At 73.1% G+C, this 23,710-nt stretch carries 21 protein-coding genes; 7 read left to right on the top strand and 14 right to left on the bottom strand.

Features of this window, described 5'->3' with window-relative positions; translation table 11 throughout:
• Positions 1-68: 68 nt before the first annotated feature.
• The 4 genes from ACZ3UD_RS08620 to ACZ3UD_RS08605 all read right to left on the bottom strand — a co-directional run bounded on the left by ACZ3UD_RS08620 (position 69) and on the right by ACZ3UD_RS08605 (position 4,221).
• A complete protein-coding gene (locus ACZ3UD_RS08620) occupies positions 69-1,307 on the bottom strand; it encodes a transglycosylase family protein (protein ID WP_465583968.1) in 1,239 nt (412 codons plus the stop codon).
• A 518-nt stretch (positions 1,308-1,825) separates the two neighbouring features.
• Complete coding sequence (locus ACZ3UD_RS08615) at positions 1,826-3,373, bottom strand: DUF8189 domain-containing protein (RefSeq protein ID WP_465583965.1); 1,548 nt, start codon at positions 3,371-3,373, stop codon at positions 1,826-1,828.
• A 207-nt stretch (positions 3,374-3,580) separates the two neighbouring features.
• Entirely contained in the window at positions 3,581-3,718 is a 138-nt protein-coding gene (locus ACZ3UD_RS08610; RefSeq protein WP_465583962.1) for a hypothetical protein, read from the bottom strand.
• 146 nt (positions 3,719-3,864) lie between these two features.
• Entirely contained in the window at positions 3,865-4,221 is a 357-nt protein-coding gene (locus tag ACZ3UD_RS08605; RefSeq protein WP_465583960.1) for a hypothetical protein, read from the bottom strand.
• Between the two features lie 159 nt (positions 4,222-4,380).
• Here ACZ3UD_RS08605 and ACZ3UD_RS08600 point away from each other — a divergent pair, with 159 nt between their 5' ends.
• Entirely contained in the window at positions 4,381-5,370 is a 990-nt protein-coding gene (locus ACZ3UD_RS08600; RefSeq protein WP_218200667.1) for a helix-turn-helix domain-containing protein, read from the top strand.
• 69 nt (positions 5,371-5,439) lie between these two features.
• On the opposite strand, the gene ACZ3UD_RS08595 is transcribed toward ACZ3UD_RS08600, so the two are convergent.
• Positions 5,440-6,780, bottom strand: coding sequence for a dicarboxylate/amino acid:cation symporter (locus ACZ3UD_RS08595; RefSeq protein ID WP_465583956.1), 1,341 nt, complete (start codon positions 6,778-6,780; stop codon positions 5,440-5,442).
• 475 nt (positions 6,781-7,255) lie between these two features.
• Between ACZ3UD_RS08595 and ACZ3UD_RS08590 the strand changes: the two genes are divergently transcribed.
• Complete coding sequence (locus tag ACZ3UD_RS08590) at positions 7,256-8,464, top strand: MFS transporter (RefSeq protein ID WP_387614873.1); 1,209 nt, start codon at positions 7,256-7,258, stop codon at positions 8,462-8,464.
• Positions 8,465-8,610: 146 nt separating this feature from the next.
• Here ACZ3UD_RS08590 and ACZ3UD_RS08585 read toward each other — a convergent pair whose 3' ends face one another.
• From ACZ3UD_RS08585 to ACZ3UD_RS08570, 4 genes are all read right to left on the bottom strand, one after another.
• Entirely contained in the window at positions 8,611-9,612 is a 1,002-nt protein-coding gene (locus ACZ3UD_RS08585) for a LacI family DNA-binding transcriptional regulator (RefSeq protein ID WP_465583950.1), read from the bottom strand.
• A 155-nt stretch (positions 9,613-9,767) separates the two neighbouring features.
• On the bottom strand, positions 9,768-10,112 hold the full coding sequence (locus ACZ3UD_RS08580; protein ID WP_465583947.1) for a DUF4229 domain-containing protein: 345 nt from the start codon (positions 10,110-10,112) through the stop codon (positions 9,768-9,770).
• 160 nt (positions 10,113-10,272) lie between these two features.
• Positions 10,273-10,800 (bottom strand): GNAT family N-acetyltransferase, encoded by a 528-nt coding sequence (locus ACZ3UD_RS08575; RefSeq protein WP_465583944.1) that lies wholly within the window; start codon positions 10,798-10,800, stop codon positions 10,273-10,275.
• 116 nt (positions 10,801-10,916) lie between these two features.
• Entirely contained in the window at positions 10,917-12,248 is a 1,332-nt protein-coding gene (locus ACZ3UD_RS08570) for an MFS transporter (RefSeq protein WP_387614861.1), read from the bottom strand.
• Between the two features lie 123 nt (positions 12,249-12,371).
• Between ACZ3UD_RS08570 and ACZ3UD_RS08565 the strand changes: the two genes are divergently transcribed.
• Complete coding sequence (locus tag ACZ3UD_RS08565; protein ID WP_465583941.1) at positions 12,372-13,373, top strand: GlxA family transcriptional regulator; 1,002 nt, start codon at positions 12,372-12,374, stop codon at positions 13,371-13,373.
• Between the two features lie 390 nt (positions 13,374-13,763).
• Here ACZ3UD_RS08565 and ACZ3UD_RS08560 read toward each other — a convergent pair whose 3' ends face one another.
• Positions 13,764-14,237, bottom strand: coding sequence for an ATP-binding protein (locus ACZ3UD_RS08560; protein ID WP_465583938.1), 474 nt, complete (start codon positions 14,235-14,237; stop codon positions 13,764-13,766).
• Between the two features lie 611 nt (positions 14,238-14,848).
• Here ACZ3UD_RS08560 and ACZ3UD_RS08555 point away from each other — a divergent pair.
• Both ACZ3UD_RS08555 and ACZ3UD_RS08550 read left to right on the top strand, forming a co-directional pair.
• A complete protein-coding gene (locus ACZ3UD_RS08555) occupies positions 14,849-15,418 on the top strand; it encodes a sigma-70 family RNA polymerase sigma factor (RefSeq protein ID WP_465583935.1) in 570 nt (189 codons plus the stop codon).
• Positions 15,415-16,620 (top strand): zf-HC2 domain-containing protein, encoded by a 1,206-nt coding sequence (locus tag ACZ3UD_RS08550; RefSeq protein ID WP_465583932.1) that lies wholly within the window; start codon positions 15,415-15,417, stop codon positions 16,618-16,620. The genes ACZ3UD_RS08555 and ACZ3UD_RS08550 overlap by 4 nt, the downstream gene beginning before the upstream one ends.
• A 6-nt stretch (positions 16,621-16,626) precedes the next feature.
• On the opposite strand, the gene purU is transcribed toward ACZ3UD_RS08550, so the two are convergent.
• Positions 16,627-17,493: a formyltetrahydrofolate deformylase gene (gene purU, locus ACZ3UD_RS08545; RefSeq protein ID WP_465583929.1), complete on the bottom strand. Its 867-nt coding sequence runs from the start codon at positions 17,491-17,493 to the stop codon at positions 16,627-16,629.
• 113 nt (positions 17,494-17,606) lie between these two features.
• On the bottom strand, positions 17,607-18,041 hold the full coding sequence (locus ACZ3UD_RS08540) for an SCO4402 family protein (protein ID WP_465583927.1): 435 nt from the start codon (positions 18,039-18,041) through the stop codon (positions 17,607-17,609).
• A 253-nt stretch (positions 18,042-18,294) separates the two neighbouring features.
• Between ACZ3UD_RS08540 and ACZ3UD_RS08535 the strand changes: the two genes are divergently transcribed.
• Positions 18,295-19,596 carry an ABC transporter substrate-binding protein gene (locus ACZ3UD_RS08535; protein WP_465583924.1) on the top strand — a complete coding sequence of 434 codons (1,302 nt, stop codon included), beginning with the start codon at positions 18,295-18,297 and terminating at the stop codon, positions 19,594-19,596.
• Between the two features lie 89 nt (positions 19,597-19,685).
• On the opposite strand, the gene ACZ3UD_RS08530 is transcribed toward ACZ3UD_RS08535, so the two are convergent.
• Both ACZ3UD_RS08530 and ACZ3UD_RS08525 read right to left on the bottom strand, forming a co-directional pair.
• Positions 19,686-20,828 carry a hypothetical protein gene (locus tag ACZ3UD_RS08530; protein ID WP_465583921.1) on the bottom strand — a complete coding sequence of 381 codons (1,143 nt, stop codon included), beginning with the start codon at positions 20,826-20,828 and terminating at the stop codon, positions 19,686-19,688.
• Between the two features lie 204 nt (positions 20,829-21,032).
• Positions 21,033-22,409, bottom strand: coding sequence for a tetratricopeptide repeat protein (locus ACZ3UD_RS08525; protein WP_380611218.1), 1,377 nt, complete (start codon positions 22,407-22,409; stop codon positions 21,033-21,035).
• A gap of 306 nt (positions 22,410-22,715) precedes the next feature.
• Between ACZ3UD_RS08525 and ACZ3UD_RS08520 the strand changes: the two genes are divergently transcribed.
• Positions 22,716-23,420 carry a bifunctional DNA primase/polymerase gene (locus tag ACZ3UD_RS08520; RefSeq protein WP_465583918.1) on the top strand — a complete coding sequence of 235 codons (705 nt, stop codon included), beginning with the start codon at positions 22,716-22,718 and terminating at the stop codon, positions 23,418-23,420.
• Positions 23,421-23,710: the final 290 nt, after the last annotated feature.

Genomic DNA, 23,710 nt, shown 5'->3' with positions numbered 1-23,710 from the left:
CGACCTTTGTCCGGAATCAGAAGGTGGCGAAGGTCGACTCGATAGGGTTGGTGGCCTGCGGGCACCGGTTACTTGGCGAGGGTCTCCAGGTGCATGTCGCCGTTGGGCATGCCGACTGCGGAGACGGCGTTGACCGAGCCGCCGCCGTCGGCGACCTGGGCGCCCTGCCAGGAGCCGTTCGCGTAGCGGACGTTGTCGTAGACCACGCCACCGTTGAGGGTCACCAGGTGCATGTCGCCGTTGGGCAGGGCCGCAACGGAGATGGCGCCGGCGCGACCGCCGCCGTCGGAGATCTGGGCGCCCTGCCAGGTGCCGTTGGCGAAGCGGACGTTGTCGTACACGACGCCGCCGTTCAGGGTCTCCAGGTGCATGTCGCCGTTGGGCATGCCGACCGCCGCCATCGAGGTGACGTGCCCGCCGCCGTCCGCGATCTGCGCGCCCTGCCAGGTGCCGTTGGCGAAGCGGACGTTGTCGTACACGACGCCGCCGTTCAGGGTCTCCAGGTGCATGTCGCCGTTGGGCAGCGCGGCGACCGCGATGGCGCCGACCGAGCCGCCGCCGTCGGCGAGGGCCGCGCCCTGCCAGGTGCCGTTGGCGAAGCGAATGTTGTCGAAGACGAGGCCGCCGGTGCGGGTCACCAGGTGCATGTCGCCGTTGGGCATGCCGACCGCCGCGATCTGGTCGACCTTGCCGCCGCCGTCGGCGAGGGCCGCGCCCTGCCAGGTGCCGTTGGCGAAGCGGACGTTGTCGTACACCGAACCGTTGACGAGGGTGACGACGTGGGTGTCGCCGTTGGGCAGCGACGCCGTGGCGACCTGGGACACGTCGGCGCCGCCGTCGGCGAGGGCGGCGCCCTGCCAGGTGCCGTTGGCGAAGCGGATGTTGTCGTACACGTGGTTGGGCTGGGCCGGGGCGGGCGCCGGGGTAGGGGCGGGGTACGGGTTGGTGTGGTCGGTGGCGAGGCCGGTGCCCGGCGCGCACGTCCAGGCGCCGGCGCCCTGGTCGGCGAGGATCTTCTCCGCGATGAGGATCTGCTCCTGCTTGGCGGCCAGGTCCGGGCGGGGCGCGTAGTTGAGACCACCGTAGTAGCGCCAGTTGTAGAGGCTGATCTGGAGGCCACCGTAGTAGCCGTTGTTGGTGTTGATGTTCCAGTTGCCGCTGCTCTCGCACGCCGCGACCTTGTCCCAGGTGGCGACCGAGGCGGCCGAGGCCTCTGTCGGGGCGAGTAGTGGTGCGGAAAGTGCTATCAGCACTGCGGCGGAGGCTGTCCGGCGGAGAACGGAGGTCTTCAGAGCGCGTGCAGGCATGATGGGGCTCCTGGGAATCGGTGGATGAGAGAAGCGCTGCATGGGCGGCAGCAGCTCGGCTTGACCAGCCGGACGGTTGGGGGCAGTGCGGACCGGGACGGCTGCCCTGCAGGAGCAGCCGGGTTGGGTACCGCGGACCGGGTGGGGCGGCGGGTCAGCCCCAGATCATGTTGTCGGCCGGGGCGGCGAGGGCGAGGGTGGCGACCGCGGTGGCCTGGGCGATGGTGGTGCGGAACATTTCGATGTCCTCTTCGGATACGACGAAGTGATGGGAGTCCGGGGGTCGCGTCCCGCGGTTGACGCTTCCTCTGGTTTTCCGTCCAGGCGGTGTTTCCTGCCGGTGATCATTAGCTTCGCCGCTGGTCAGGCGGGGTGGAAGGGTTCTCAGGTGGACGGAAGCGGCCCTGGACCGTTCCGGCCAGGGATGCCGGAAGAGGGCAGCCGGCGGTGGCCTTGAGGGGGGAGAGCCCCCGCCCAGTGGGCGGGGGCTCTCGGTGTGCGGGGCCGGTCGGTGCGGGTCAGCGGCCGCCGGTGACCAGGATCTGGGCGGAGCCGTCCGGCATGCCGGCGATTCCCACGCGCAGGGCGTTGAAGGTGCTGGCGCCGTACGCGCCGGCGATCGCGTTGAACGGGGTCCAGGTGCCGTCCGCGTAGCGGGCGCGGTGGTACACGTTGCCGTCGTTGCCGATGGCCAGGATCTGAGCGGAGCCGTCGGGGGTGATGGTGATCGCGGCGTGGCTGGCCGACATGTCGGGCGTGCCGACGCCGTCGATCCCGGTGAAGCCGGTCCAGGAGCCGTCGGCGCGGCGGATCTCGTGGTAGACCTTGCCGTCTCCGCCGACCACCAGGATCTGGGCGGAGCCGTCGCGGTTGGCCGCGATGGAGACGTCGAGCGCCTGCATCGCGCCGCCCCCGTTGGTGGTGAGCGGCTGGAAGCCGCTCCAGCTGCCGTTGGCGGCACGGACGGTGTGGTAGACGGCGCCGTCGCCGCCGATCGCGAGGACCTGGGCCGAGCCGTCCGGGCCCACCGCGATCGACACCCGGCCTGCCTTCATCGGGGAGCCGTCGGCAACGGTGAGCGCCTGGAAGGGGGTCCAGGTGCCGTCCGAGTGGCGGATCGCGTGGTACAGCACGGTGTCGGCGCCGACGGCGAGCACCTGGGCGCTGTTGTCCGGACCGACCGAGATCGAGACCTGGCTGGCGGCCATCTTGTTGCCGGAGGTGTCGGTCAGGGCCCCCCACGGCTGCCAACTGCCGTTGCTGTAGCGGACGGCGTGGTAGACGTTGCCGTCCTGGCCAATGCCGACGACCTGCGAGGAGCCGTCCGGCGCGGCGGCGATGGCCTCCTCGCTGCCGTTGAACTGCGTCGCGGTGCCGACGCCGCCGAGGGCGCCGAGGCCGCTCCAGGTGCCGTCGACGTTGCGGATGCCGTGGAAGAACTGGCCCTTGGTGCTGCTGGTCGGCGCCGGGGCCGGCGCGTTGTCGACGATCTGGTCGTAGCGGAAGGCCTTGAAGCCGCGGTTGGCCATCTCGGCGCGATCCATGGTCCGGGCGCGGGTCGGGCCGGAGCGGCTGTACTCCTCGATGATGTTGGCGGTGTAGTGGGAGCTGTCCGCCCAGCCGGTGAACAGCACGGTGTGGGTGCTGATGTTGTTCAGGGCGTCGCCGGGCTGGAGGTCGTCGATGTTGATGCGGGTGGAGACGTTAGGCAGCGAGCCGGTGTTCAGGCTGTCGGTGAGCTCCCAGGCCATCGACACGAGGCCGGAGCAGTCCTGGCGGTAGCGGCCGCCGGTCTCGTTGTCGGCCCACCAGCTGTACGGGCTGTTGAGGCCGTTGCTGCTGTACGGGACGGCCTTGTTCACCCAGTCCGCGGCCCGGGCCACGGCCTGGGCGCGGGTCACCGGTCCGCCGGGGGCGGCACCGTTGCCGATCGAGCCGGTGGTGGTGGGGGTCCGCCAGCCGGCTACCACCGTGTCGGCGTGGGCCGGGAGGACGGAGAGCACGGCGGAGGCGGAGACGGCGGCGAGGGCGACGGCGAGACTGCGCGAGACGGCACGACGGGACATGGCGGTGAACCCCTATATGGTCATGGACATTACAACTCTGAGATGGCGCTGCGCGTCGCTGCGACGCGAGTGCGGCGGCGGGTGCCACCGAAGAAGAGAGCGAGGGCGGGTACTGCGTTCAGCACCCTCACGGCGCCGGCCCGGCGGGCCGTACGGCTGCCCTGCAGGAGCAGCCGGTCGGCAGGATGCCGTGGGCGGGGCGGGAGGTCAGCCCCAGATCATGTTGTCGGCCTGGGCGAGGGTGGCCGACTGGGCGGGGGCGGCCTGGGCGGCGACGGCGGGGACCAGGGCGGCGAGGGCGAGTGCGGCGACCGCGGTGGCCTTGGCGATGACAGTGCGGAACATGACGGTGTCCTCTTCGGATACGACGGAGCATGGGGAGTCCGGCGATCGCGTCCCGCGGTTGACGCTTCCTCCGGCTTGCCGTTCAGGCGGTGTTCCCTTCCGGCGATCACTAGCTTCGCCGCTGGTCAGGGCCGGTGGAAGGGTTCTCAGGTGGACGGAAGCGTCCCTGGACCGTTCCGGCCAGGGACGCCGGAAGCGGACAGTAGCCGCTCGTAGAACGGCGCGACGAGAGGTGCGGCGGCACGCTCCGTGCGCCAGCCCGCGAGTTGAGGGACCGCCGCCAGTACCCGGCCGCAGAACGCGGCGGTACGGGCCTCGGCCTCGGCGAGGGAGTCGGCGAGGAGGTAGACGCCCAGCACGGGGCCGGGAGTCGCGTCAGAGTGGACGACCACGTGCTCGATCCGGTCATCAGGCCGCACGGCGGCCAGCACGAGATCACGGGCGCCGAGCGGCAGTTGCAGCCCAGGAGAAAAGGGGCGAAGCGCGGCATGAACGAGGTACATGGATCGAGCGTGCCGACGCAGGCAATCGGTGTGTAGAGGATGGGCATGGACAAAACCGGCCCTGGCCGGAACCGTCCCGGGGGCAGTCTGGCTCGCTCCGAGTGGCCTGTGAAATGATCACGTGCGGATCGAACACGGGTTCACCACGGGGGGTGGGAATTGCTCACGGCATTGGGTCTGGACAACGCCTCGGAAGCGGTCTACCGGGCGATGCTCGCCCATCCGCAGGAGGGCGTCGCCGCCCTCGGGGCTCGGCTCGCACTGACCGACCAACAGGTCAGGCAGGCCCTGGACACCCTCAGCGCGCTGGCCCTGCTGCGCCCGTCCGCAGAGCGCGAGGCCGAACTGCGGGCCGTCTCCCCCGAGATCGGGATGGAGATCCTGATGGCCCGCCAGCAGGCCGAGCTCATCGCACAGCAGCTGCGCATCGAGGCCTCACGGGCGGCCGCCGCCCAGCTCATAGCCGACTACGCCGACCTACGGCCGGCCGCCGACCACCCCGGCGTCGAGCAACTCGTGGGCCTCGACCGGATCCGGGACCGGCTCACCACCCTCACCCGGGAGGTGCGCGAGGAGGTCATGACCTTCGCGCCCGACGGCGGGCAGAAGCCCGAGAACATCGAGTCCGCCAAACCGCTGGACCTCGACCTGCTGGGACGCGGCATCCGCATGCGCACCGTCTACCTGGACAGCGTCCGCAACAGCCCACACACCGTCGACTACGTCAACTGGCTCTCCGAACACGGCGGGCAGGTCCGCACCGTGCCCGCGCTGCCGACCCGGATGATCGTGGTCGACCGCACCACCGCCATCATCCCCGTCCACAGCGACGACACCGCCGCCGGCGCCGTCGTCCTCACCGGCCACGGCACGCTCACCGCACTGTGCGCCCTGTTCGAGACCATCTGGGCCGGTGCCCACCCGCTCGGCGCAGCCGCCCAGCTCGACGAACACGGGCTCACCGCCCAGGAACAGACCACCCTCTCCCTGCTCGCCGACGGCCACACCGACGACGCCATCGCCAAACGCCTCGGCGTATCCCCCCGCACCGCCCGCCGCATCGCCACCGACCTCATGGAACGCCTCAACGCCCGCAGCCGCTTCCAAGCCGGAGCACTGGCCGCCAAAGCAGGCTGGCTCGGGTCCTGAACCGTACCTCCGCCGGAATGCAGAAGGGCCCTCTCCCACACCGGGGAGAGGGCCCTTTCGCTGCGTTCATCAGGCCGCGGAGGCAGCCTTCGCGGAGGCCTGTGCCGGGACGGTGACCGGCTCGTCCAGCAGGTCACCCTGCGGGGTGTCGTAGGCCTCGCGGTCGATGATGCCCTCGCGAGCAGCGACGATGATCGGCGTTACAACTTGACCGGCGACGTTCGTCGCGGTGCGCATCATGTCCAGGATCGGGTCGATGGCGAGCAGCAGGCCGACGCCCTCCAGCGGCAGGCCCAGGGTGGACAGGGTCAGCGTCAGCATGACGATCGCACCGGTGAGGCCCGCGGTCGCGGCCGAGCCGACCACCGACACGAACGCGATCAGGACGTAGTCCTTGATGCCGAGCTCGATGTTGTAGACCTGGGCGACGAAGATCGCGGCGACCGCCGGGTAGACCGCGGCGCAGCCGTCCATCTTGGTGGTGGCGCCGAACGGGACGGCGAAGGAGGCGTACTCGCTGGGGACGCCGAGGCGCTCGGTGACGCGGCGGGTGACCGGCAGGGTGCCGACCGAGGAGCGCGAGACGAAGGCCAGCTGGATCGCGGGCCAGGCGCCCTTGAAGAAGTGGAGCGGGTTGAGGCCGGCGGCGAAGCGCAGCAGCAGCGAGTAGACGACGAACAGCACCAGCGCGCAGCCGACGTAGATGTCCAGGGTCAGCGTGGCGAAGGGCTTGAGCAGGTCCCAGCCGTACTTGGCGACGGACTTGCCGATCAGGCCGAGGGTGCCGAGCGGCGAGAGCCGGATGACCCACCACAGGGCGGTCTGGGTCAGCTCCAGGACGGACTCGCTGAGCTTGAGGACCGGCTCCGCCTTGGCGCCGAGCTTGATGATCGCGGCGCCGACCACGACCGCCATGAAGACGATCTGCAGCACGTTCACCTTGGCGAAGGCGTCGACGATGTTGGTCGGGAAGATCCCGGTCAGGAAGTCGATCCAGGTGCCCTTGGAGTCGAGCGCCTTGAGGCCCTCGGTCTTCAGGTTGGTGCCCTGGCCGGGGTTGGTCAGCAGGCCCAGGCCCAGACCGATGGCGACCGCGATCAGCGAGGTGATCATGAACCAGAGCAGCGTGCGGGTGGCCAGCCGGGCCGCGTTGGTGACGCCCCGCAGGTTGGCGACGCTCACCACGATCGCGGTGAACACCAGCGGCGGGACGGCCAGCTTGAGCAGCTGGACGAAGATCTTGCCGATCGTCTCCAGGGTGGTGGCCAGCCAGGAGATGTCGGCGGCACGGGCCAGGTAGCCGAGGCCGACGCCGAGCACGAGGCCGGCGACGATCTGCACCCAGAACGGCGTCTTGCGGATGCGGGCGAGCACGGACGGCGACGAGGTCGCCTCGGGCGCTGTGGACATGGGGGTGCGACTCCGGGGGAGGGCGTTGCTGACGGTGGGGTGTGGGGCGGAGGAGGCGGCACGGCACGGGGCCGGACGTGAGAGGGTCACGGACCCTGTTCGTCACAGACCCCGTTCAGGGGCGTGCCGCCGGAATACAGCTCATGGCGCGACAACGGCGCGGGCTGTCCACAGCACCGGTCAGAGCGCACGGGCGGGCGGCGCCGGGCAGCGGGCCCGGGCCGTGCATCCGCAGTGCGTCTGAGGTGGTCACGGCCGACACGTTAGCAGTAAAGGTTTGAGATGTTCAAAGTAGTTGTTTGAGATCGAGCCAGACCCCGACGCCTCGCGAGGGCGAGATCCGGACACGAACGAGGCTGACGTCCCATCAGGCGCACCCTCCGCCCGGATTGACCGGCCAGCAGTTATACGTATAACTTTGACAGCGCCCCCGCCCTCCCCTGCCCTGCCCTGACCTGACCGGAGAAGAACACCGATGGGCTACCTCGCCCTGCTTCGAGCCCCGCACGTCACCCGACTCCTGCTCGGCACCCTGCTCGGCCGCATGCCCGCCGGAATGACCGCCCTGGTGATCGCCCTCGCCCTGCGCGACGCCGGAGTCCCGTACAGCCGGATCGGACTGGCCACCGCCGCCTACGCGATCTCCGCCGCCGTCGGCGGACCGGTGCTCGGGCGGATCGTGGACCGCACCGGACAGCCCCGCGTCCTGCTCGCCTCCGCCGTGGTGGCCGGCGGCGGGTACGCGCTGCTCGCCCTCGACCCCGGCTCCCCGGTCGCCGCGCCCCTCGGCGCCGCCATAGCCGGCCTCGCCATGCCCCCGCTGGAGCCCTGCCTGCGCTCGCTCTGGCCGGACGTGGTCGAGGAGGAACAGCTCGACACCGCGTACGCCTTCGACTCCGCCTCCCAGCAGATCCTCTACGTGGCCGGACCGCTGGCCGTCGCCGGCATCGCCGGCCTGTTCAGCCCGGTCGCCGCACTCTGGGTCGCCGCCGGACTCGGACTGGCCGGCGCACTGATCGTCGCCACCGCCGCACCGGCCCGCGCCTGGCGCGCCCCCGCCCGCGAACAGTCCGCCGGACTGCTCGGACCGCTCCGCTCCCCCGGCCTGGTGCTGCTGCTGATCGGCCTGGCCGGCGCCGGCTGGGCGGTCGGCGCGCAGAACGTGCTCTTCATCGCCTACGCCGAACAGCACACCGGCGAACTGCCGGGCGGCGGCGGCACCCTGCTGGCACTGGCCGCCCTCGGCGGCCTGCTCGGCGCGCTCGCCTACGGCGTGATCGACTGGCGCCGGACCACCGCGACCCGCACCTGGATGATGGCCCTCGCGATGGCCGCCTCCTACCTCCCGCTGGTGACACTGCCCGGCCCGTACCCGATGGCCGCCCTGGCCTTCCTCTCCGGGATCGTGCTCGCCCCGCTGCTCGCGGCCGCCTTCGTCCTGGTCGCCGAACTGGCACCGACCGGCACCGTCACCGAGGCCTTCGCCTGGCTGGTGACCCTCTTCGCCACCGGCAACTCACTCGGCTACGCCGTCTCCGGCCACCTCGCCGAGGACTCCCTCCGCTCCGTGGCCCTCTGCGCGGCCGGCGGCATCGCCCTCGGCGGCCTGCTGCTCTTCGGCGCCCGAGGCTGGTTCCGCACCACCCCGGTCGCCGCACCCCCGCAGCCCGTCCCGGTGGGCTGACCCACCCCACGAACGACTGCGCCCGCCGGGGTCTGGCCGGCGGGCGCGGTCTTCTCACCCACTCGCCGCGATCAGCTGCGGCGGCCCCGACGGCGCCGGGCGATGACGGTGGACGGCACGCCGCAGCCGAGGGCCCCGACCTCGCGTCAGGACGCGGCGGGCGCCGGGGCGGTCGAGGAACGCAGCACCAGCGAGGTGTCCAGCGGCGCGACCGGCTCCACCCGCTCCCCGCGCAGCAGTCCGGCCAGCGCGGCCGCGCCCACCCGGCCCAGTTCCTCGCCGGGCAGGTCGACGGTGGTCAGCGGCGGGGCGAGCAGTCCGGAGACCGCGACGTTGTCCATGCCGACCACGGACAGGTCGTCCGGCACCCGCAACCCCCGCTCGGCGGCGGCCTGGTAGACCCCGGAGGCGACCACGTCGTCGTCGCAGATCACCGCGCGCGGACGGTCCGCCCGATCCAGCAGCTCACCGGCCACGCTCCGCGCGGCGGCATACCCCTCGTTCAGGCTCACGCCCAACTCAACGACGTCCAGCCCCAGTTCGTGCACCGTCCGCTCGAAGGCGGCCTGCCGGACCCGGAAGGTGTACGCGGCGTGGGTGGAGCGCAGGTGGCCGATCCGGCGGTGGCCGAGGGCGGCCAGGTGCTCCACGGCCGCGCGCATCCCGCCGGCCACGTCGAGCTCGACGGTCGGGCGCGCCCGGTCGGTGCCGGGGTCGGCGTCCAGGAAGACGGCGGGGGTGTCGGCGGGCAGCTCGCCGAGCTGGCTGTCGTCCGGGGAGCAGATCAGCAGGCCGTCGAAGCGGCCGGCGGTGGCGGCCTCGGCGAGGGTGGCGCTGCCCCAGCCGGAGCTGACCACGACCGCCAGGCCGTGCCGGCCGGCCTCGTGGTGAACACCCTCCAGCACCCGGCCGAAGAACGGGCCCTGCAGATTGGGCACGGCCAGCATGATCATCCCGCTGCGGCCCAGCCGCAGCTGCCGACCGGCCGCCTGCGGGCGGTAACCGAGGCTGCGGGCGGCCTCCCGAACCCGCTCCCGGGTGGCCTCGGAGACTCGGCGGCCGGCCTCCGCACCGGAGAAGACCAGCGAGACGGTGGCCTGCGAGACCCCGGCGAGCCGGGCCACGTCCCGCCCGGTGGGCCGGCGCACGGGGGCCGGCCAGGTCCCGCTCCCACTCCCACTCCCAGCGGGCCGATCGGCGTCAGCGGGCCGATCCACCTCAACGGGCCGATCGGCGTCAGCGGGCCGGTCAGCGGCGGCGCGGGGATCGGCGGGCACGGCGGACGGCGGTCTCAGGGCCGGGGTCAGTTCTTACCGGCGGCGGCCGCGCGGGCGGCCTCGTCCGCGGCGTCCTCCTCGGCGTTCTGCACGGCGATCCGCTCGGCGGTACGGCTGCGCATCCCGGCGACCTTGGTGGTGATCTGGGAGGACATCTCGTCGCGCTGCTTGCTCAGCAGCACGTAGCTCAGCGGCGCGGAGGCCACCGCGGCCAGCAGGAACAGGAAGACCGTCCCGGCCTGCCCACTGACCGGGATGATCTGGAAGTGCCCGAGCAGCAGGGCCACCAGCAGGCAGCCCAGGAAGATGCTGACCCGCATGGAGGTGTAGCGGAGCGTGGCGTGCGACTTCTGCGGGCCGTTGCTGCTCACTGAGACACATCCTTCTGGGTTCGGGCCGGGGCGGGTCTTCCAGTCAAGCATGCCTGACGGCCGGCGCGGGCTGGGCCCCTCCTGCCCGAAGGCGGGCAAGGAGGGCGGGTCCGCCGCCCCCGGCCGTCGCGCCCTGCCCGGGGCCGTGGCCGGGGCCGGGTCAGCGCAGATCGAGCCACATGGTGATGTCGTCGCGGTCGTCGCCGGGGGCCACCCGGATCGCGGCCGGCACCCGGCCGACCTCGCGGTAGCCGCTGCGGCCGTAGAAGCCCTCCAGTCCCTGGCCGCCGCGCGCGGTCAGCCGCAGCGACTGCAGGCCCCACTCCCGGGCGACCCGTTCGGCCTCGGCGAGCAGCCGGGCACCGTGGCCGAGGCCCTGGAAGTCGGGGTGCACCATGACCCGCTTGAGCATCCGCCAGTGCTCCATCGGCTCGAAGCGCATCGACTCGAAGAACAGCACCCCGACCAGCCGCCCGGTCGCGCTCTCGTGCGCGACCAGCAGCCGGTCGGGGCCCTCCGGGGCGACCCCGGCGAACTGGCGTTCGGCGGTGTCCCAGACCTCGTCCTCGGTGACCGGCGCCACGAAGCCGACCGCGCCGCCGGCGTTGGTCACGTCCGTCCACAGCCGCACCACCGCGGTGCGCAGGTCGGGGTCGAGCTTCGGGTCCAGGGTGAAGGTGAGCGCCATGATGCGGAGCCTAGACCTCCACTCGAACACACCAACGAACGGGCTTCCGAGAACGAGCCGCGACGAACAGACCGCCGCGAACACTCCGCCGCGAACAAGCCGCCGCGAACGGGCCCTTACGACAGGGCGGGCACCGCCCGCTCCGTCGGCCGCCCGGTGCGCAGCGCCAGGCAGAGCCCGACCGCGATCGCGCACAGCGCGCCGGCGCCGTACCAGGTGAGGTCGTAGTTCCCGAGCGCGTCGCGGGCCAGGCCGGCCAGCCCGGCGACGACGGCCGCGCCGATCTGGTGGGCGGCGAGCACCCAGCCGAAGACGATCGGGGCGTCCTCGCCGAAGTGCCGGCGGCACAGCGCGACGGTCGGCGGCACGGTGGCCACCCAGTCCAGGCCGTAGAAGACCACGAAGGCGAGGATCGGCGGCTGGAGCGAGCCGGCGAGCAGCTGCGGCAGCAGGAGCAGGGACAGGCCGCGCAGCCCGTAGTAGACGGTGAGCAGCAGCCGGGAGTCGACCCGGTCGGTGAGCCAGCCGCTGAACACGGTGCCGGCCACGTCGAACAGGCCGATCAGGGCGAGCAGGCTCGCGGCGGTGGTGACCGGCATGCCGTGGTCGTGCGCGGCCGGGATGAAGTGGGTGCCGACCAGTCCTGCGGTGGTGGCGCCGCAGATCGCGAAGGAGCCGGCCAGCAGCCAGAACGGCCGGGTCCGGGCGGCGTCGCGCAGCACCCGCAGCGAACGGGCCAGCGCGCGGCCGTCGTTGACGGGGGCGGGCGGAGCCTCGGTCGCACCGTACGGGAGCAGGCCGATGTCGGCGGGCCGCTCGCGCATCAGCAGCAGGACGGGCACGGCGACGGCGCAGGCGGCGAGCGAGACCACGACCACGGCCGCGCGCCAGCCGTGCCGCTCGACCAGCCAGGCGCCGACCGGCAGGAAGACCAGGTTGCCCGCGGCGCCGGCGGCGGTGAGCACCCCGGTGACCAGGCCCTGGCGGGCCTGGAACCAGCGGCCGGTGATGGTGGTGGCGAAGGCTCCGGCCATCGAGCCGCTGCCGAGGCCGACCAGCACGCCCCAGCAGAGCACCAGTTGCCAGGGCTGGCGCATCAGCATGGTGAGTCCGGCGCCGACCGAGATGGTCAGCAGGGCGCAGACCACCACCAGGCGCACGCCGAAACGGTCCATCAGGGCGGCGGCGAAGGGGGCGGTGAGGCCGTAGAGGGTGAGGTTGACGGAGGTGGCGCTGGAGATCGTCCCGAGCGACCACCCGAACTCGTTGTGCAGGGCGTCCATCATCAGGCTGGGCGTGGAGCGGAAGCCCGCCGAGCCGAGCAGGACGAGCAGGGCGACGCCGGCCACCACCCAGGCGTAGTGCACCCGGGGGCGTTGGGCGGGGGTGGGCCGGTCGGGATCGGATGCGGCGGCGGGAGTGGGGGCGAGGGCGCTGCGTTCGGTCACGCGGAAGAGTCTCCCGAGCCTCCGGTTCCCGGACGAGTGGCCTGAATGACAGCTTTCGCAAGAATCGGGCCACGGGTCCGGCGTACCCTGGCCCGGACCCATCGACCGGCGGAAGGAATCGGCATGGCGCACCTGGTCGCGGTACTGGCCCTGGAGGGCGTGATCGCCTTCGAACTCGGCATCCCCGCCCGGATCTTCGGCATCGCCAGGGACGGCGAGGGGCGGCCGTGCTACCAGGTGGCCACCTGCACGGTGGACGGCGGGCCGGTCGGCACCAGCACCGACTTCCGGATCGCGGTCGACCACGGCCCCGAACTGCTGGAACGGGCCGACACGGTGGTGATCCCTGCCTCCGGCGACGCCGGCCCGGACGGCGTCGACGCCGCCCTCACCCCCGAGCTGGCCGCCGCGCTGCGCCGGATCCGGCCCGGCACCCGGCTGATGTCGATCTGCACCGGCTCGTTCCTGCTGGCCGCTGCCGGCCTGCTGGACGGCCGTCCGGCGACCACCCACTGGAGCTACACCGACCGCTTCGCCCGGATGTACCCGCAGGTGAGGCTCGACCCGGACGTGCTGTACACCGACGACGGCGACATCCTCACCTCCGGCGGGGTGGCCGCCGGGGTGGACCTGTGCCTGCACGTGGTGCGCCGCGACCACGGCAGCGCGGTGGCCAACGCGGTGGCCCGGGCCTGCCTGGTGCCGCCGTGGCGCGACGGCGGCCAGAAGCAGTACGTGGAGGCCCCGAGCCCGGTGGAGACCGGCGGCTTCAGCACCACCGCCGTCCGCGCCTGGGCGCTGGAGCACCTGGACGAGCCGCTGCCGCTGCGCCAACTCGCCGACCGGGCGGGCATGAGCGTACGGACCTTCACCCGGCGCTTCCGCGAGGAGACCGGCGCCAGCCCGGGCCAGTGGATCACCACCCAGCGCACCGAGCGGGCCCGCCAGCTGCTGGAGCGCACCGACCTGACGATCGACCAGGTCGCCCGGGAGTCCGGATTCGGCACCGCCGCCTCGCTGCGGCTGCAGCTGCGCGGCCGCCTGGACGTGGCCCCGAGCGCCTACCGGCGCACCTTCCGGACCACCCCGGCCGAGGCCGGACCAGAGGTGCGGCGCGCTTCCTGAGTGGCGGCTGGGAGAAGACTGGCGGCTGGCCTGAATTCACCGCTCCCGGAGGGCGCCACGGACGGCGGCCGACCGCGCGCACCCCGAGCGCAGCGTGGCAGGCCGCCATCCGATCGCGACGCGCGGGCCCTGAACCCGCGCCGCGGCCTCCGCACTCGCCGAGGAAAGGCCCGCGACCGGCGGTCCACGGTCCCCCTGCTGACGCGATCCCCCTGGACAGCAGCACCGTGGCGGCGGGCGGACATCCCCTCGGCGTCCCCTCGCAACGAAGAGCCGCACCCAAGCGTGATCAGTCGGATACGTCACGTCAATGGGTAGTCCGAAATTCGGAATGGTTGCGTCACCTTTCGGCCGGTGATCGGCACCGGCCAGGGCCCGCACCGAAAGCCGCTATTGCGCCAAAGCCGCCCAGTCCGCGCCCGCCAGCGGATCGGCCGGGCGGGCGTCCGCGCCGATCTCGCACCAGACCCGCTTGCCCGAGCCGTCCGGGTACCAGCCCCAGCGCTCGCAGAGCAGCTCGACCAGTTCCAGGCCCCGCCCGTTGGTGGCGTTCTCGTCCGCCCCGGCGTGCCGCGGGGCCGGGGCGGCCTGACTCGCGTCGGCCACCTCCACCCGCAGCGGGCCGGCCGGACCGGCCTGCGCCGCGCCGTCGGCCAGCGGCAGACACAGTCTCAGCACGGCCGGACAGCCGGTGTGCACCACGGCGTTGGTCACCAGCTCCGAGACCACCAGCACCACCGTCTCGGCGATCGGCTCGTCCGGGTCCACGCCGTGGTTCAGCAGCCGCGAGCGCACCCACCGACGGGCCCGGCCGACCTCGGCGGGGTCCGCCTGCACCGCAAGCTGTACCTGAAGAACCTGCACCGCTCCACCACCCGCACTCGCAGTTCGGCCATCGTCCCGATCGGGCCGGATCGGCCGGCGGCCCTCGCACATCGCCCGGTGCCACCCGAGGCTCACCCGGGCGCTCGCCGACCCGTCCGCCCGGCGCCGACCCGTCCGCGCCAACTCGTCGGTCGCGCACCGGCCGCGACACGAATACGCCTCAGGATGGGTGGGCGGGCGGAGCACAGCAAGCGCTTCGGGCATATTCCGGCGATCGGGGGACAGGGCAGTGCATACTGTCCCGTTCACTCTCGCGAGCCTCGCACCGGCACTCGTCCGACCCGGGCCGACCGGCCGGTCCTACAGGCGGGAACCTACCGCCGGACACCCCCCGCACCCCGCCCGCCACTCGCGAACCACCCGTGCGACATATGTCCAGCTGATCTCGAACGGCGCCGTCGACGGACCGTCCCACGAGCGGACCGTCCAGCCATGTGGCGATCCACCGGACGCCCGCGCCGGCCGCACCCGTCCACGAGGACGCCGATCCGCCGGGTGGGGCCCGTACTTGCCGGATTCCCTCCCGCCGCGGACCGGCCACGGGATACCGTTGGGTAACGCCAGCGAACCGGGCAGGAGGGTGGTTCCCGATGGCCACCCCGGACCGGACTCCGCGCTGGGACGAGCAGTTGCGGCGGCGCCTCGCCCGCGGCGAGGAGACCGCGCTCGGCGAACTCTACGACCAGCTCGCGCCGATGGTGCACGGCCTGGCCGGGCGGATACTCGCCGACCAGGCGGCCGCCGCCCAGCTCACCCGGGAGATATTCGCCCACGTCTGGGAACACCCCGAGGACTTCGACCCCGCCCAGGGCTCGCTGCGCTCCTGGCTCGGCGCACTCACCCACCGTCGCGCGGTCGAGCGGCTGCGGGCGCGGCGCGCCGCCGAGTGGACCAGGGGCGGCGGCTCCGGCGCGGCCGAGGAGGAGATCCGCGCCGTGGCCACCGCCGCGCGCGTGCAGTACGTGGTCGACTCCCTGCCGCAACCCCTGCGTGAGACCATCGCGGTGACGTACTACGACGGCCGCACCTACCGGGAGACGGCCCGGATGCTCGGCATCAGCGAGCAGGCCGCCAAGCAGCGGATGCGGCTCGGTCTGGAACTGCTGGCCACCGAACTGGCCGACGAACGCGCCCGCCAGGACGAGGACGGGAACAGGTGAACATCTCCGAGGAGCAGCACGACGCCCTGCGCTCGCTGCTCGGCGCCTGGGCCCTCGGCGCCTGCCCGCCGCGCGAGGCCGCCGAGTTGGAGCAGCACCTGCGCGACTGCCCGGAGTGCGCCCGGGAGGCGGCCCGGCTGCGCGACGCGGCCGGCTGGCTCGCCCTGGACGAGCCGCTGGACCAGCCCGGCTCGCTGCGCCAGCAGGTGCTGGACTGGTGCCTGGCTCGCCGCCCGGCCGAACTGCCCGTCCCCGCCTGGGGGATGCCGTACACCGCGGAGACCGCCAAGCTCGACGCGCTGCTGCGCGATCTCGGCCCGGAGGAGTGGCAGGAGGTGGCCGAACTGCCGTGGCACGGCGGCACCGAGCGGCTGCGCCCGGCCGAGGTGCTGGGCCGGCTGACTGCCGTGGACGGCGTGCTGGCGCTCGCGCTCGGCCTGCCCGACCCGGTGCCGGCCACCACGGGTGCGCCCGCGCCCGTCCCGCCCGCCGGGCGGCGGGTGCCGCCGCAGGAGACGGCCGTCCCGGCGCCGCGGGTCCCGCCGCAGGGCGGCCCGTACGCCGCGCTCACCGCGCGCAGCGCGCGGCTGCTCGCCGACCAGTCCGGTCTGCCGCCGCAGTCGGTTCGCTCCAGGTGGCGGCGGCAGACCCACGACCTGGTCCGCAGTGCCGCGCGCGCCCCGCAGGGCAGCGCCCCGGTCGACCTCGGCTTCGCGGTGCTGCCGCTGCGCGACGCCTTCGTGGACCGCGCCCTGGAGTGCTACGTGCACGGCGAGGACGTGGCCCGCGCGGTCGCCTACCCGTACGACCCGCCGGCCCCGCAGCACCTGCGGCAGATGGTGGAGCTGGTGGTCCGGCTGCTCCCCCGGGCGCTGGCCCGGCTGCGCACGGCGCGCCCCGAGCACGCCGGGGCGCCTGGTGCGTCGCCCGGGAGCCCGACGACCGGCGGCGCCGTGGGCGGCCGGCGGCTGCGGCTGGTGGTGGACGGTCCGGCGGCCGGCGAGTGGCTGGTGCCGCTGGACGGTCCGGACGCCGGGCCGCCCGGCGGGGAGCCGGTGGCCTCGATGGTGCTGGACGGCCTGGAGCTGTGCCAGTTGGCCGCCGCGCACCGCGATCCGGACCGGCTGCCGGTGGGCGAGCACGGCGACCGGACCGCGGTGCGCGAGGTGCTGCACGCGCTGCCGCTGCTCTCGCGGCCGTAGCCGGGATTACGCGAAGACGACCGTACGGGTGCCGTCCAGCAGCACCCGGTGCTCGCTGTGCCACTTGACCGCGCGGGCCAGCGCCTGACACTCGACGTCCCGGCCGAGCGCGACCAGCTGGTCCGGGCTGACGTCGTGGGTGACCCGGGCCACCTCCTGCTCGATGATCGGGCCCTCGTCGAGGTCGGCGGTGACGTAGTGCGCGGTGGCGCCGATCAGCTTCACGCCGCGGGCGTGCGCCTGGTGGTACGGCTTGGCGCCCTTGAAGCTCGGCAGGAAGGAGTGGTGGATGTTGATCACCCGGCCGGACAGCTCGGTGCACAGCTGGTCGGAGAGCACCTGCATGTAGCGGGCCAGCACGACCAGTTCGACGTCCTCCTTGGCGACCAGGTCCAGCAGCTGCCGCTCGGCCTCGGCCTTGGTGTCCCTGGTGACCGGGATGTGGTGGAACGGGACGCCGTAGCTCTCGGTCAGGTCCCGCAGGTCGGTGTGGTTGGAGACCACCGCGGCGATCTCCACCGGCAGCGCGCCGATCCGGGTGCGGTAGAGCAGGTCGTTCAGGCAGTGCCCGAACTTGCTGACCATCAGGATGATCCGCATCCGCTGCTCGGTCGGGTGGATCTGCCAGTCCATCCCGAAGGAGGCGCCGATCGCGGCGAAGCTGGCCCGCAGCTTGTCGGCGGTGACCGGCTCGGGGGCGGAGAAGTGCACCCGCATGAAGAACAGGCCGCTGTCCCCGTCTCCGAACTGCTGGCTGTCGATGATGTTGCAGCCGGTCATGAAGAGGTAGCTGGAGACAGCGTGGACGATGCCCTGCTTGTCGGGGCAGGACAGCGTGAGGACGTACTGGGCGCTGGCCGGCTGCTGTTCCACTGGGGGTATCCCGTCCTGGTGTCGTACGTGGGTGGACGGTCCAGCGTGTCACATCCTGGACAGTCGCCGCCCCGCTGCCCGTACTGCGGGACGGCACTGCCCGACGGACGGCCTCAGACCTGGGTGAGGATGCGCAGCACGTCCAGCGACTTGGGCGCCGCGTCCGGGTCGTCCCCGTCGCCGACGGCCAGCGCGACGTGCGCCTCCCGGGCGGCCCGGACGGTCTCCGCCCAGCCGGGGTGGCCGAGGTAGGCGGAGGCCGGGGCGTCCGCGCCGACCTCGTGCAGCATCTGCACCGCGCGCAGCACCGCGACGTCGACCAGGGCGGCCTCGGCGGAGTCGCGGAACATCGTGCCCACGTACTTCTCGGCCGACCAGCGGTCCAGCCAGGTGTCCTCGACCAGCCGGTAGACGGCGTCGGTCACGTCCCCGTACCCCTCGCGGCCGGCCAGCCAGGTCTCCTGCTGGAAGCCGGGGTCGGACAGCATGTGCAGCGCCGAGCGCAGTCGCGCTCGCCAGCGCCACCAGGGCAGGTCGTTGAGGGGCATGCCGCCCATCGTGCTGGAGCGGTGGCCCGGACGAGAAGGGTTTCGGGCAGACCTGTGCGAAGAATCTGTGCTGGCGGACATGGTGAACGATCGTACGTTCCCCGTCTGTTCGTACTCCACTCGCGATCTACACGCGTACCTCTTCGGATTTCAGCTCCCGTTTGCCGAACGTTCGCATTTCGGCCCTCTCGGCTTGTGGCTCCGGAGCTTGGCTGGTTCCGGCGCGCCGGATGGCGCCCAGAGAGGGAGACCGATGACCAGCCGAAGGGACTCGTTCCAGGCCCGTCCCCCGATCGCCCGACGCCGCCGTCGGCGCCCGATCTCCGCCGCGGTGACCGCCGCGGCGCTGCTCCCCGCCCTCTTCTCGGCCTCCGCGTGCGGCGGATCGGCCGACGCCTCCAGCAGCGCCGACGAGCTGACCGTGATGACCTGGGCCCCGTCCGACACCGGCTCGGCGGACCGCCCCGGCATGACCGCGCTCGCCGAGGCGATCGGCCAGGACGTCAACATCAAGGGCGGGTTGAACGGCCACCGGCTGCACGTGATCACCTGCAACGAGCACAACCGGGCGGACGGCGCCAAGGCCTGCGCCCAGCAGGCGGTGGACGCCAAGGCGGTCGCCGTGATCGGCTCCTACAGCCAGTGGGGCGACGCCTTCATGCCGGTGCTGGAGCGCGCCGGCATCCCGCTGATCGGCGGGTACGGCCTCTCCCAGCCCGAGTTCTCCAGCCCACTGTCCTACCCGGTGGACGGCGGGATGCCCGCGCTGATCGCCGGCAGCGGCCGCCAGCTGGTCGAGGCCGGCTGCAAGGCCGTCTCGCTGGTCCGCCCGGACACCCCGGCCGGCGACAACCTGCTCGGCTACCTGGGCAACGCGCTCAAGCCTGCCGGGATCAAGCTGCTGGACGTCAAGACGCCCGAGCAGTCCTCGGACTACACCCAGTGGGTCCGCAAGGCGATCGGCAAGGACGACCCGGGCAACTGCATCACCAGCGCCCTGGCCGCCGAGCCGACCGGCAACCTGCTGGACTCCTACCGGCGGCAGAACCCGAAGAACACCCGGATCGCCTCGGTGATCGGCAGCGTCCAGCAGTCGGTGGTCGACTCCACCGGCGGCGACTCCGGCCCGCTGTCCGGCGCGTTCGTCACCAGCTGGTACCCGCCGGAGTCGGCCAAGATCTGGGACGGGCTGCGCGGGGTGGTGCGCTCCGACACCACCGGCGGGCGGACCATCGACGTCTCCGACCCCGGCGTGCAGACCACCTGGGTCGCCTACGAGGTGTTCCGGTCGGTGTCCGAGAAGCTGTCGGCGGCCGGCACGCCGGTCACCGCGAAGTCGATCGCCGCGCTGCTGGACAGCGGCGAGGGCATCGACGTGGGCCTCACCCCGCCGCTGAACTGGGGCACCACCAACATGCTGCCCAGCACCGAGTCGCCGCGGCTGGTGAACACCTGGGTCACCTACCAGGTGGTCAGGAACGGCCGGATGACCCTGCAGCAGCCGGGCTTCGTGGACGTCCGCTGGGTGCTCACCGGGGGCCGTCCCCCGGCCTGACCCGCGAACCCGTCGAAAGGGGCGGGCCCGGCGGGCCCGCCCCTTCGCTAGCCCGCTCGCCTCCGGGCACTCCGGACCCGGCGCCGTCGCTACAGGTCGCCGTCGCCCCGGTTGGGCAGCCCGGTCTGGGTGGCGATCGCGTTCCACAGGGTCGAGGCCTGCTTCTTCGCGGTGGTCGCCGTGCCGCTGGCCTGGACGGCGTTCTTGTAGTGCTGGTTGCCGGTGTCCGGCTTCTTCGGGTCGCAGGAGGACTGGGCGTCCGTCGCCCAGGCCGCGTACTCGTCGTCGGCCTGGGCCGAGGCCGTCCAGGCGGCGTTGAGCTGGTCGACCAGTTGCTGGCCGCCGGGCAGCTTGTCGGTCTTCAGCTGGCCGAGCTTGGTCTGCAGCTCGCGCCGCTTGCCGGCCGCGGCGGCCAGGGCCTGCTGCGACTCCGGGAGCTTGTCGCACTTCTGCACCGAGGCGACCGCGGAGACCACCGAGCTGCGGCTGTCGCTCGCCGTACCCAGCAGGTCCGACAGCGGCTGCGCCTGGGCCTTGACGTCCGGGTCGACCGCCGTGCCGGAGCCGCCCGCGCTCGCCGGGCCGGGCGCGGCGCTACTGCCGGTGGCGGCGACCGGGGTGGTCTTCTGGGCGCCCTTGGTGCCGTCCCCGCCGCCACTCATCAGCACGGCGACCAGCACGCCGGCCACCGCGCAGCCCGCCACCACACCGCCGATGATCAGCTTGCCGGACGGGCGGCCGCCGCGGGCGGAGCCGCCGCCCCGGGTGGCGTCCGGGTCCGGCCCGTAGTTGTCCTGGCCGTAGCCCTGCGCGGGGTACACCGGCTGCTGCGGCTGCGGCGCGTAACCCTGGTAACCGGGTGCGGCCTGCGGCGGGACGCCGTAACCGGGCTGCTGCACCGGGTAGCCGCCCTGCGGGTCGCCCGCCGGGTACGGCGGCAGGTGCTGGGTCTCCGGGGCCTGGGGCTGCGGGCTGCCGTAACCGGACTGGGGGGCGTAACCCGGCTGCGGCGCGGCGCCCCACGGGGGCTGCTGGGCCGGCACGGCCTGGGTCGGCATCGCGTGCGCGCCCTCGCCGAGGTACTCCGGCTGCCCGGACGGCTGCCCGACCGGCGGCACGGCTGTGGGGCCCTGCGGATGGCCCGGCTGGCCCTGGGGCTGGCCGGGCTCCGGGCGGAACAGATCGTCCAGGTTGAAGTCACCCGAGTTGGGGTACGACCGGCGCTGGCTCAACGCGATTCCTCACCTGGGCCGGACCGCGGGCTGACGGCGGACCACATCTCGTCGGTTCTTGGGAGCATCACAGTTCCTTGGACGTCGCGCCCACGCTACCGGTTCGCCTCACCGGGTGACCACGTGGGCGGGACGATCCCACACGCTCCCTGCACAGACGATCCCAGGACCCGTCCCGCCGCCCGACGGGCCCCAGGACAGGCCCTAGGCCGCCTCCGCGTCCGCCCGGGCGTGGAACTCGCGCACCACCCGCTGCTCCCGGTAGGGCTCCAGCCGGCGCCGGAACTCGTCCAGGTACTCGACGCCCCGGTTGGAGCGCAGCCCGCTGAGCAGCCGCACCGCCTGGGTGCCCGTCTCGCAGGCGCGCTCCAGATCGCGCTGCTGGAGCTGGGCGGTGGCGAGGAGCACCAGGTCCACCGCGCGGCGGCGGACCCGGGTCGGCGGGTGCAGGTCGAGCGCCCGGCGGGCGTAGTGCTCGGCCTGGCCGGCCTGCTCCAGGTCCCGGTGGCAGTGGGCGAGTTCGTCGGCGAGGTAGGCGTCGTCGAAGTGGGCGATCCAGTCCGGGTCGTCCTCCGCTCGGCGCTTCTCCATCATCTCCAGCGCCTTGGCCGACACCGCCTCGCAGGAGCGGGCGTCGCCGAGCAGGGCGTGACCGCGGGCCTCGGCGGCGTAGAACATCGCCATCGCCGTCGGGGTGGCGACCGTCCGGGCGCCCTCCTGGGCGGCGCGGGCCAGCTGGGCGATCTCCCGCGGATTGCCGAGGGTGGCCGCCAGGTGGCTCATCGAGGCGGCCAGCACGTAGCCGCCGTAGCCCCGGTCGTCGGCGGCCTGGGCCAGCCGCAGGGCCTGGATGTAGTAGCGCTGGGCCAGCCCGGGCTGCCCGGTGTCCACCGCCATGTAGCCGGCCAGCTCGGTCAGCCGGGCCACCGCGGCGAAGAGCTGGCGGCCGGTCTCCTCCCGGTAGGCGCCGCCGAGCAGGCCGGAGACCACCGAGTTGAGGTAGTGCACGACCACCGGGCGGACGTGCCCGCTGCCGAAGCGGTGGTCCAGGTCGACCAGCATCGCGGTGGTGGCCTTGATCGCGGCCACGTCGGTCGGGCCGACCCGGGGGCCGCCGCTGCGCGCCACCACCGGGTCGGGCGGGGTGATCAGCCAGTCCCGGCTGGGCTCCACCAGGGCCGAGGCGGCGACCGTCGCCCCGGTCAGGAAGTCCCGCCGGCCGACGTCACTGCGCCACAGCTCGCACACCTGCTCCAGGGCCGCGTTCAGGGTCGGCGCGAACTGCAGCCCGATGCCGGAGCTGAGGTTCTTGCCGTCGGCCATGCCGATCTCCTCGACCGACACGCTGCGGCCGAGCTTGCGGCCCAGGGCCTCGGCGATCACGGCCGGCGCCTGACCGCGCGGCTGCTGCCCGCGCAGCCAGCGGGCCACGGAGGTCTTGTCGTAGCGCAGGTCCAGTCCGTGCTCCGCGCCGCACAGGTTGACCCTGCGCGCCAGGCCGGCGTTGGAGCAGCTGGCCTCCTGGATCAGTTGCTGCAGACGCTCGTTGGGCTGTCGTGCGACGAGTGGTCTCGCGGCCATTGGGCTTCGCCTCCCCACACCCTCCGGTCCCGGCCGGCGGGCGACGATTCTGCTGATCTGTTGCCGACTGTCCGACCGTCCAAGGAATCTGACACCAGGTTAGCGATCAGCGACGCCAGCGGGATACCCACGGTGACGAACCGCACCCCCCGCGCGCCCTGGGAAATGCCTCCGTGCGCCCCCGCTGCGCCTGCCTCCGCCCGCCCCAACTCGGTTGAGTCACCGGTTCGGGTGACATTGCCGGGATGCGCCCGACCGGGCCCCGCCGGGCCGTAACCAGCCTCACACACGGTAGTTGAGCAGCGCGTGGAAGACATCCCCGACGCCCCCGGCCAGGACAAGAACGCCAGCCTGCCCCCGCTGCTGATCGAAGCCGTCGGCTACGCCGAGAACCGCCACTGGGAGGTGGCCCCGGGCGCCTGGCTGATCGACGACGACGGACCCGCCCGCTGCTCCTGCGGCGACCCGCGCTGCGCGCTGCCGGGCGCCCACCCGCTGGACGCGGACTGGGCCCGCAAGGCGAGCGCCGGGCCGGGCGCGGTGCGCCGCTGGTGGACCGAACGGCCCAAGGCCTCGATCCTGCTGCCCACCGGCCGGTCCTTCGACGTCCTGGACGTCCCGGAGACCGCCGGGTGCCTGGCGCTGGCCCGGATGGAGCGGATGGACCTCCAGCTCGGCCCGGTCGTGGTGCTGCCCGCCTCGCCCGGCCGGGTGGGGCGGCGGCTGCACTTCCTGGTGCTGCCCGGGGTCGCGGCCAAGCTGCCGGAGATGCTCCGCAAGCTGGGCTGGCCGCCCGGCCGGCTGGACCTGGTCGCCCGCGGCGAGGGGGACTGGACGGTCGCCCCGCCGTCCCGGATCGGCTCCACCGGCTACGCCCAGTGGGCCCGCTCCCCCTCCGCGCTCAACCGCTGGCTGCCGGACGCCGCCGAGCTGATCAGCCCGCTCGCCTACGCGTGCGGCCGCGAGGCGCCCGCGCAGCACGCCCAGGCCGCCCAGCCGGCCGGCGTCTGATCCCCGGATCCCGCCGCCCCGCGCCCGATCGGGTGAGGGCGTGCACCGCGCGACACCACGCGCGCGAGTGACGGGCCTTGTCTCCCACCGGAGGCGGGGCCCGTCACACGCATGTGCGGATAAGACCCGGGTCTACCCGCTGGTCAAGCGGAGAAGCCCCTCGTACGAGTGACAGCCCTCAAGGATTGCCATGATCGGCCGAGGGGAGGAATTGCGGTGTGAGGGGACGCCGGAAGGGTCGCTCGGACGGGGAAGCCGGGCGAGGCGGTGGAGGGGAACCGGGAGGGACG

The organism is Kitasatospora sp. NPDC023118, from assembly GCF_055560875.1.
This window is presented reverse-complemented; position numbering and strand designations above follow the sequence as displayed.

Bases quoted from the DNA above. Each gene is read 5' to 3' on its own strand.
- ACZ3UD_RS08620 (WP_465583968.1), bottom strand. From the start codon at position 1,307: ATGCCTGCACGCGCTCTGAAGACCTCCGTTCTCCGCCGGACAGCCTCC.
- ACZ3UD_RS08615 (WP_465583965.1), bottom strand. From the start codon at position 3,373: ATGTCCCGTCGTGCCGTCTCGCGCAGTCTCGCCGTCGCCCTCGCCGCC.
- ACZ3UD_RS08610 (WP_465583962.1), bottom strand. From the start codon at position 3,718: ATGTTCCGCACTGTCATCGCCAAGGCCACCGCGGTCGCCGCACTCGCC.
- ACZ3UD_RS08605 (WP_465583960.1), bottom strand. From the start codon at position 4,221: ATGTACCTCGTTCATGCCGCGCTTCGCCCCTTTTCTCCTGGGCTGCAA.
- ACZ3UD_RS08595 (WP_465583956.1), bottom strand. From the start codon at position 6,780: ATGTCCACAGCGCCCGAGGCGACCTCGTCGCCGTCCGTGCTCGCCCGC.
- ACZ3UD_RS08590 (WP_387614873.1), top strand. From the start codon at position 7,256: ATGGGCTACCTCGCCCTGCTTCGAGCCCCGCACGTCACCCGACTCCTG.
- ACZ3UD_RS08575 (WP_465583944.1), bottom strand. From the start codon at position 10,800: ATGGCGCTCACCTTCACCCTGGACCCGAAGCTCGACCCCGACCTGCGC.
- ACZ3UD_RS08565 (WP_465583941.1), top strand. From the start codon at position 12,372: ATGGCGCACCTGGTCGCGGTACTGGCCCTGGAGGGCGTGATCGCCTTC.
- ACZ3UD_RS08555 (WP_465583935.1), top strand. From the start codon at position 14,849: ATGGCCACCCCGGACCGGACTCCGCGCTGGGACGAGCAGTTGCGGCGG.
- ACZ3UD_RS08540 (WP_465583927.1), bottom strand. From the start codon at position 18,041: ATGCCCCTCAACGACCTGCCCTGGTGGCGCTGGCGAGCGCGACTGCGC.
- ACZ3UD_RS08535 (WP_465583924.1), top strand. From the start codon at position 18,295: ATGACCAGCCGAAGGGACTCGTTCCAGGCCCGTCCCCCGATCGCCCGA.
- ACZ3UD_RS08525 (WP_380611218.1), bottom strand. From the start codon at position 22,409: ATGGCCGCGAGACCACTCGTCGCACGACAGCCCAACGAGCGTCTGCAG.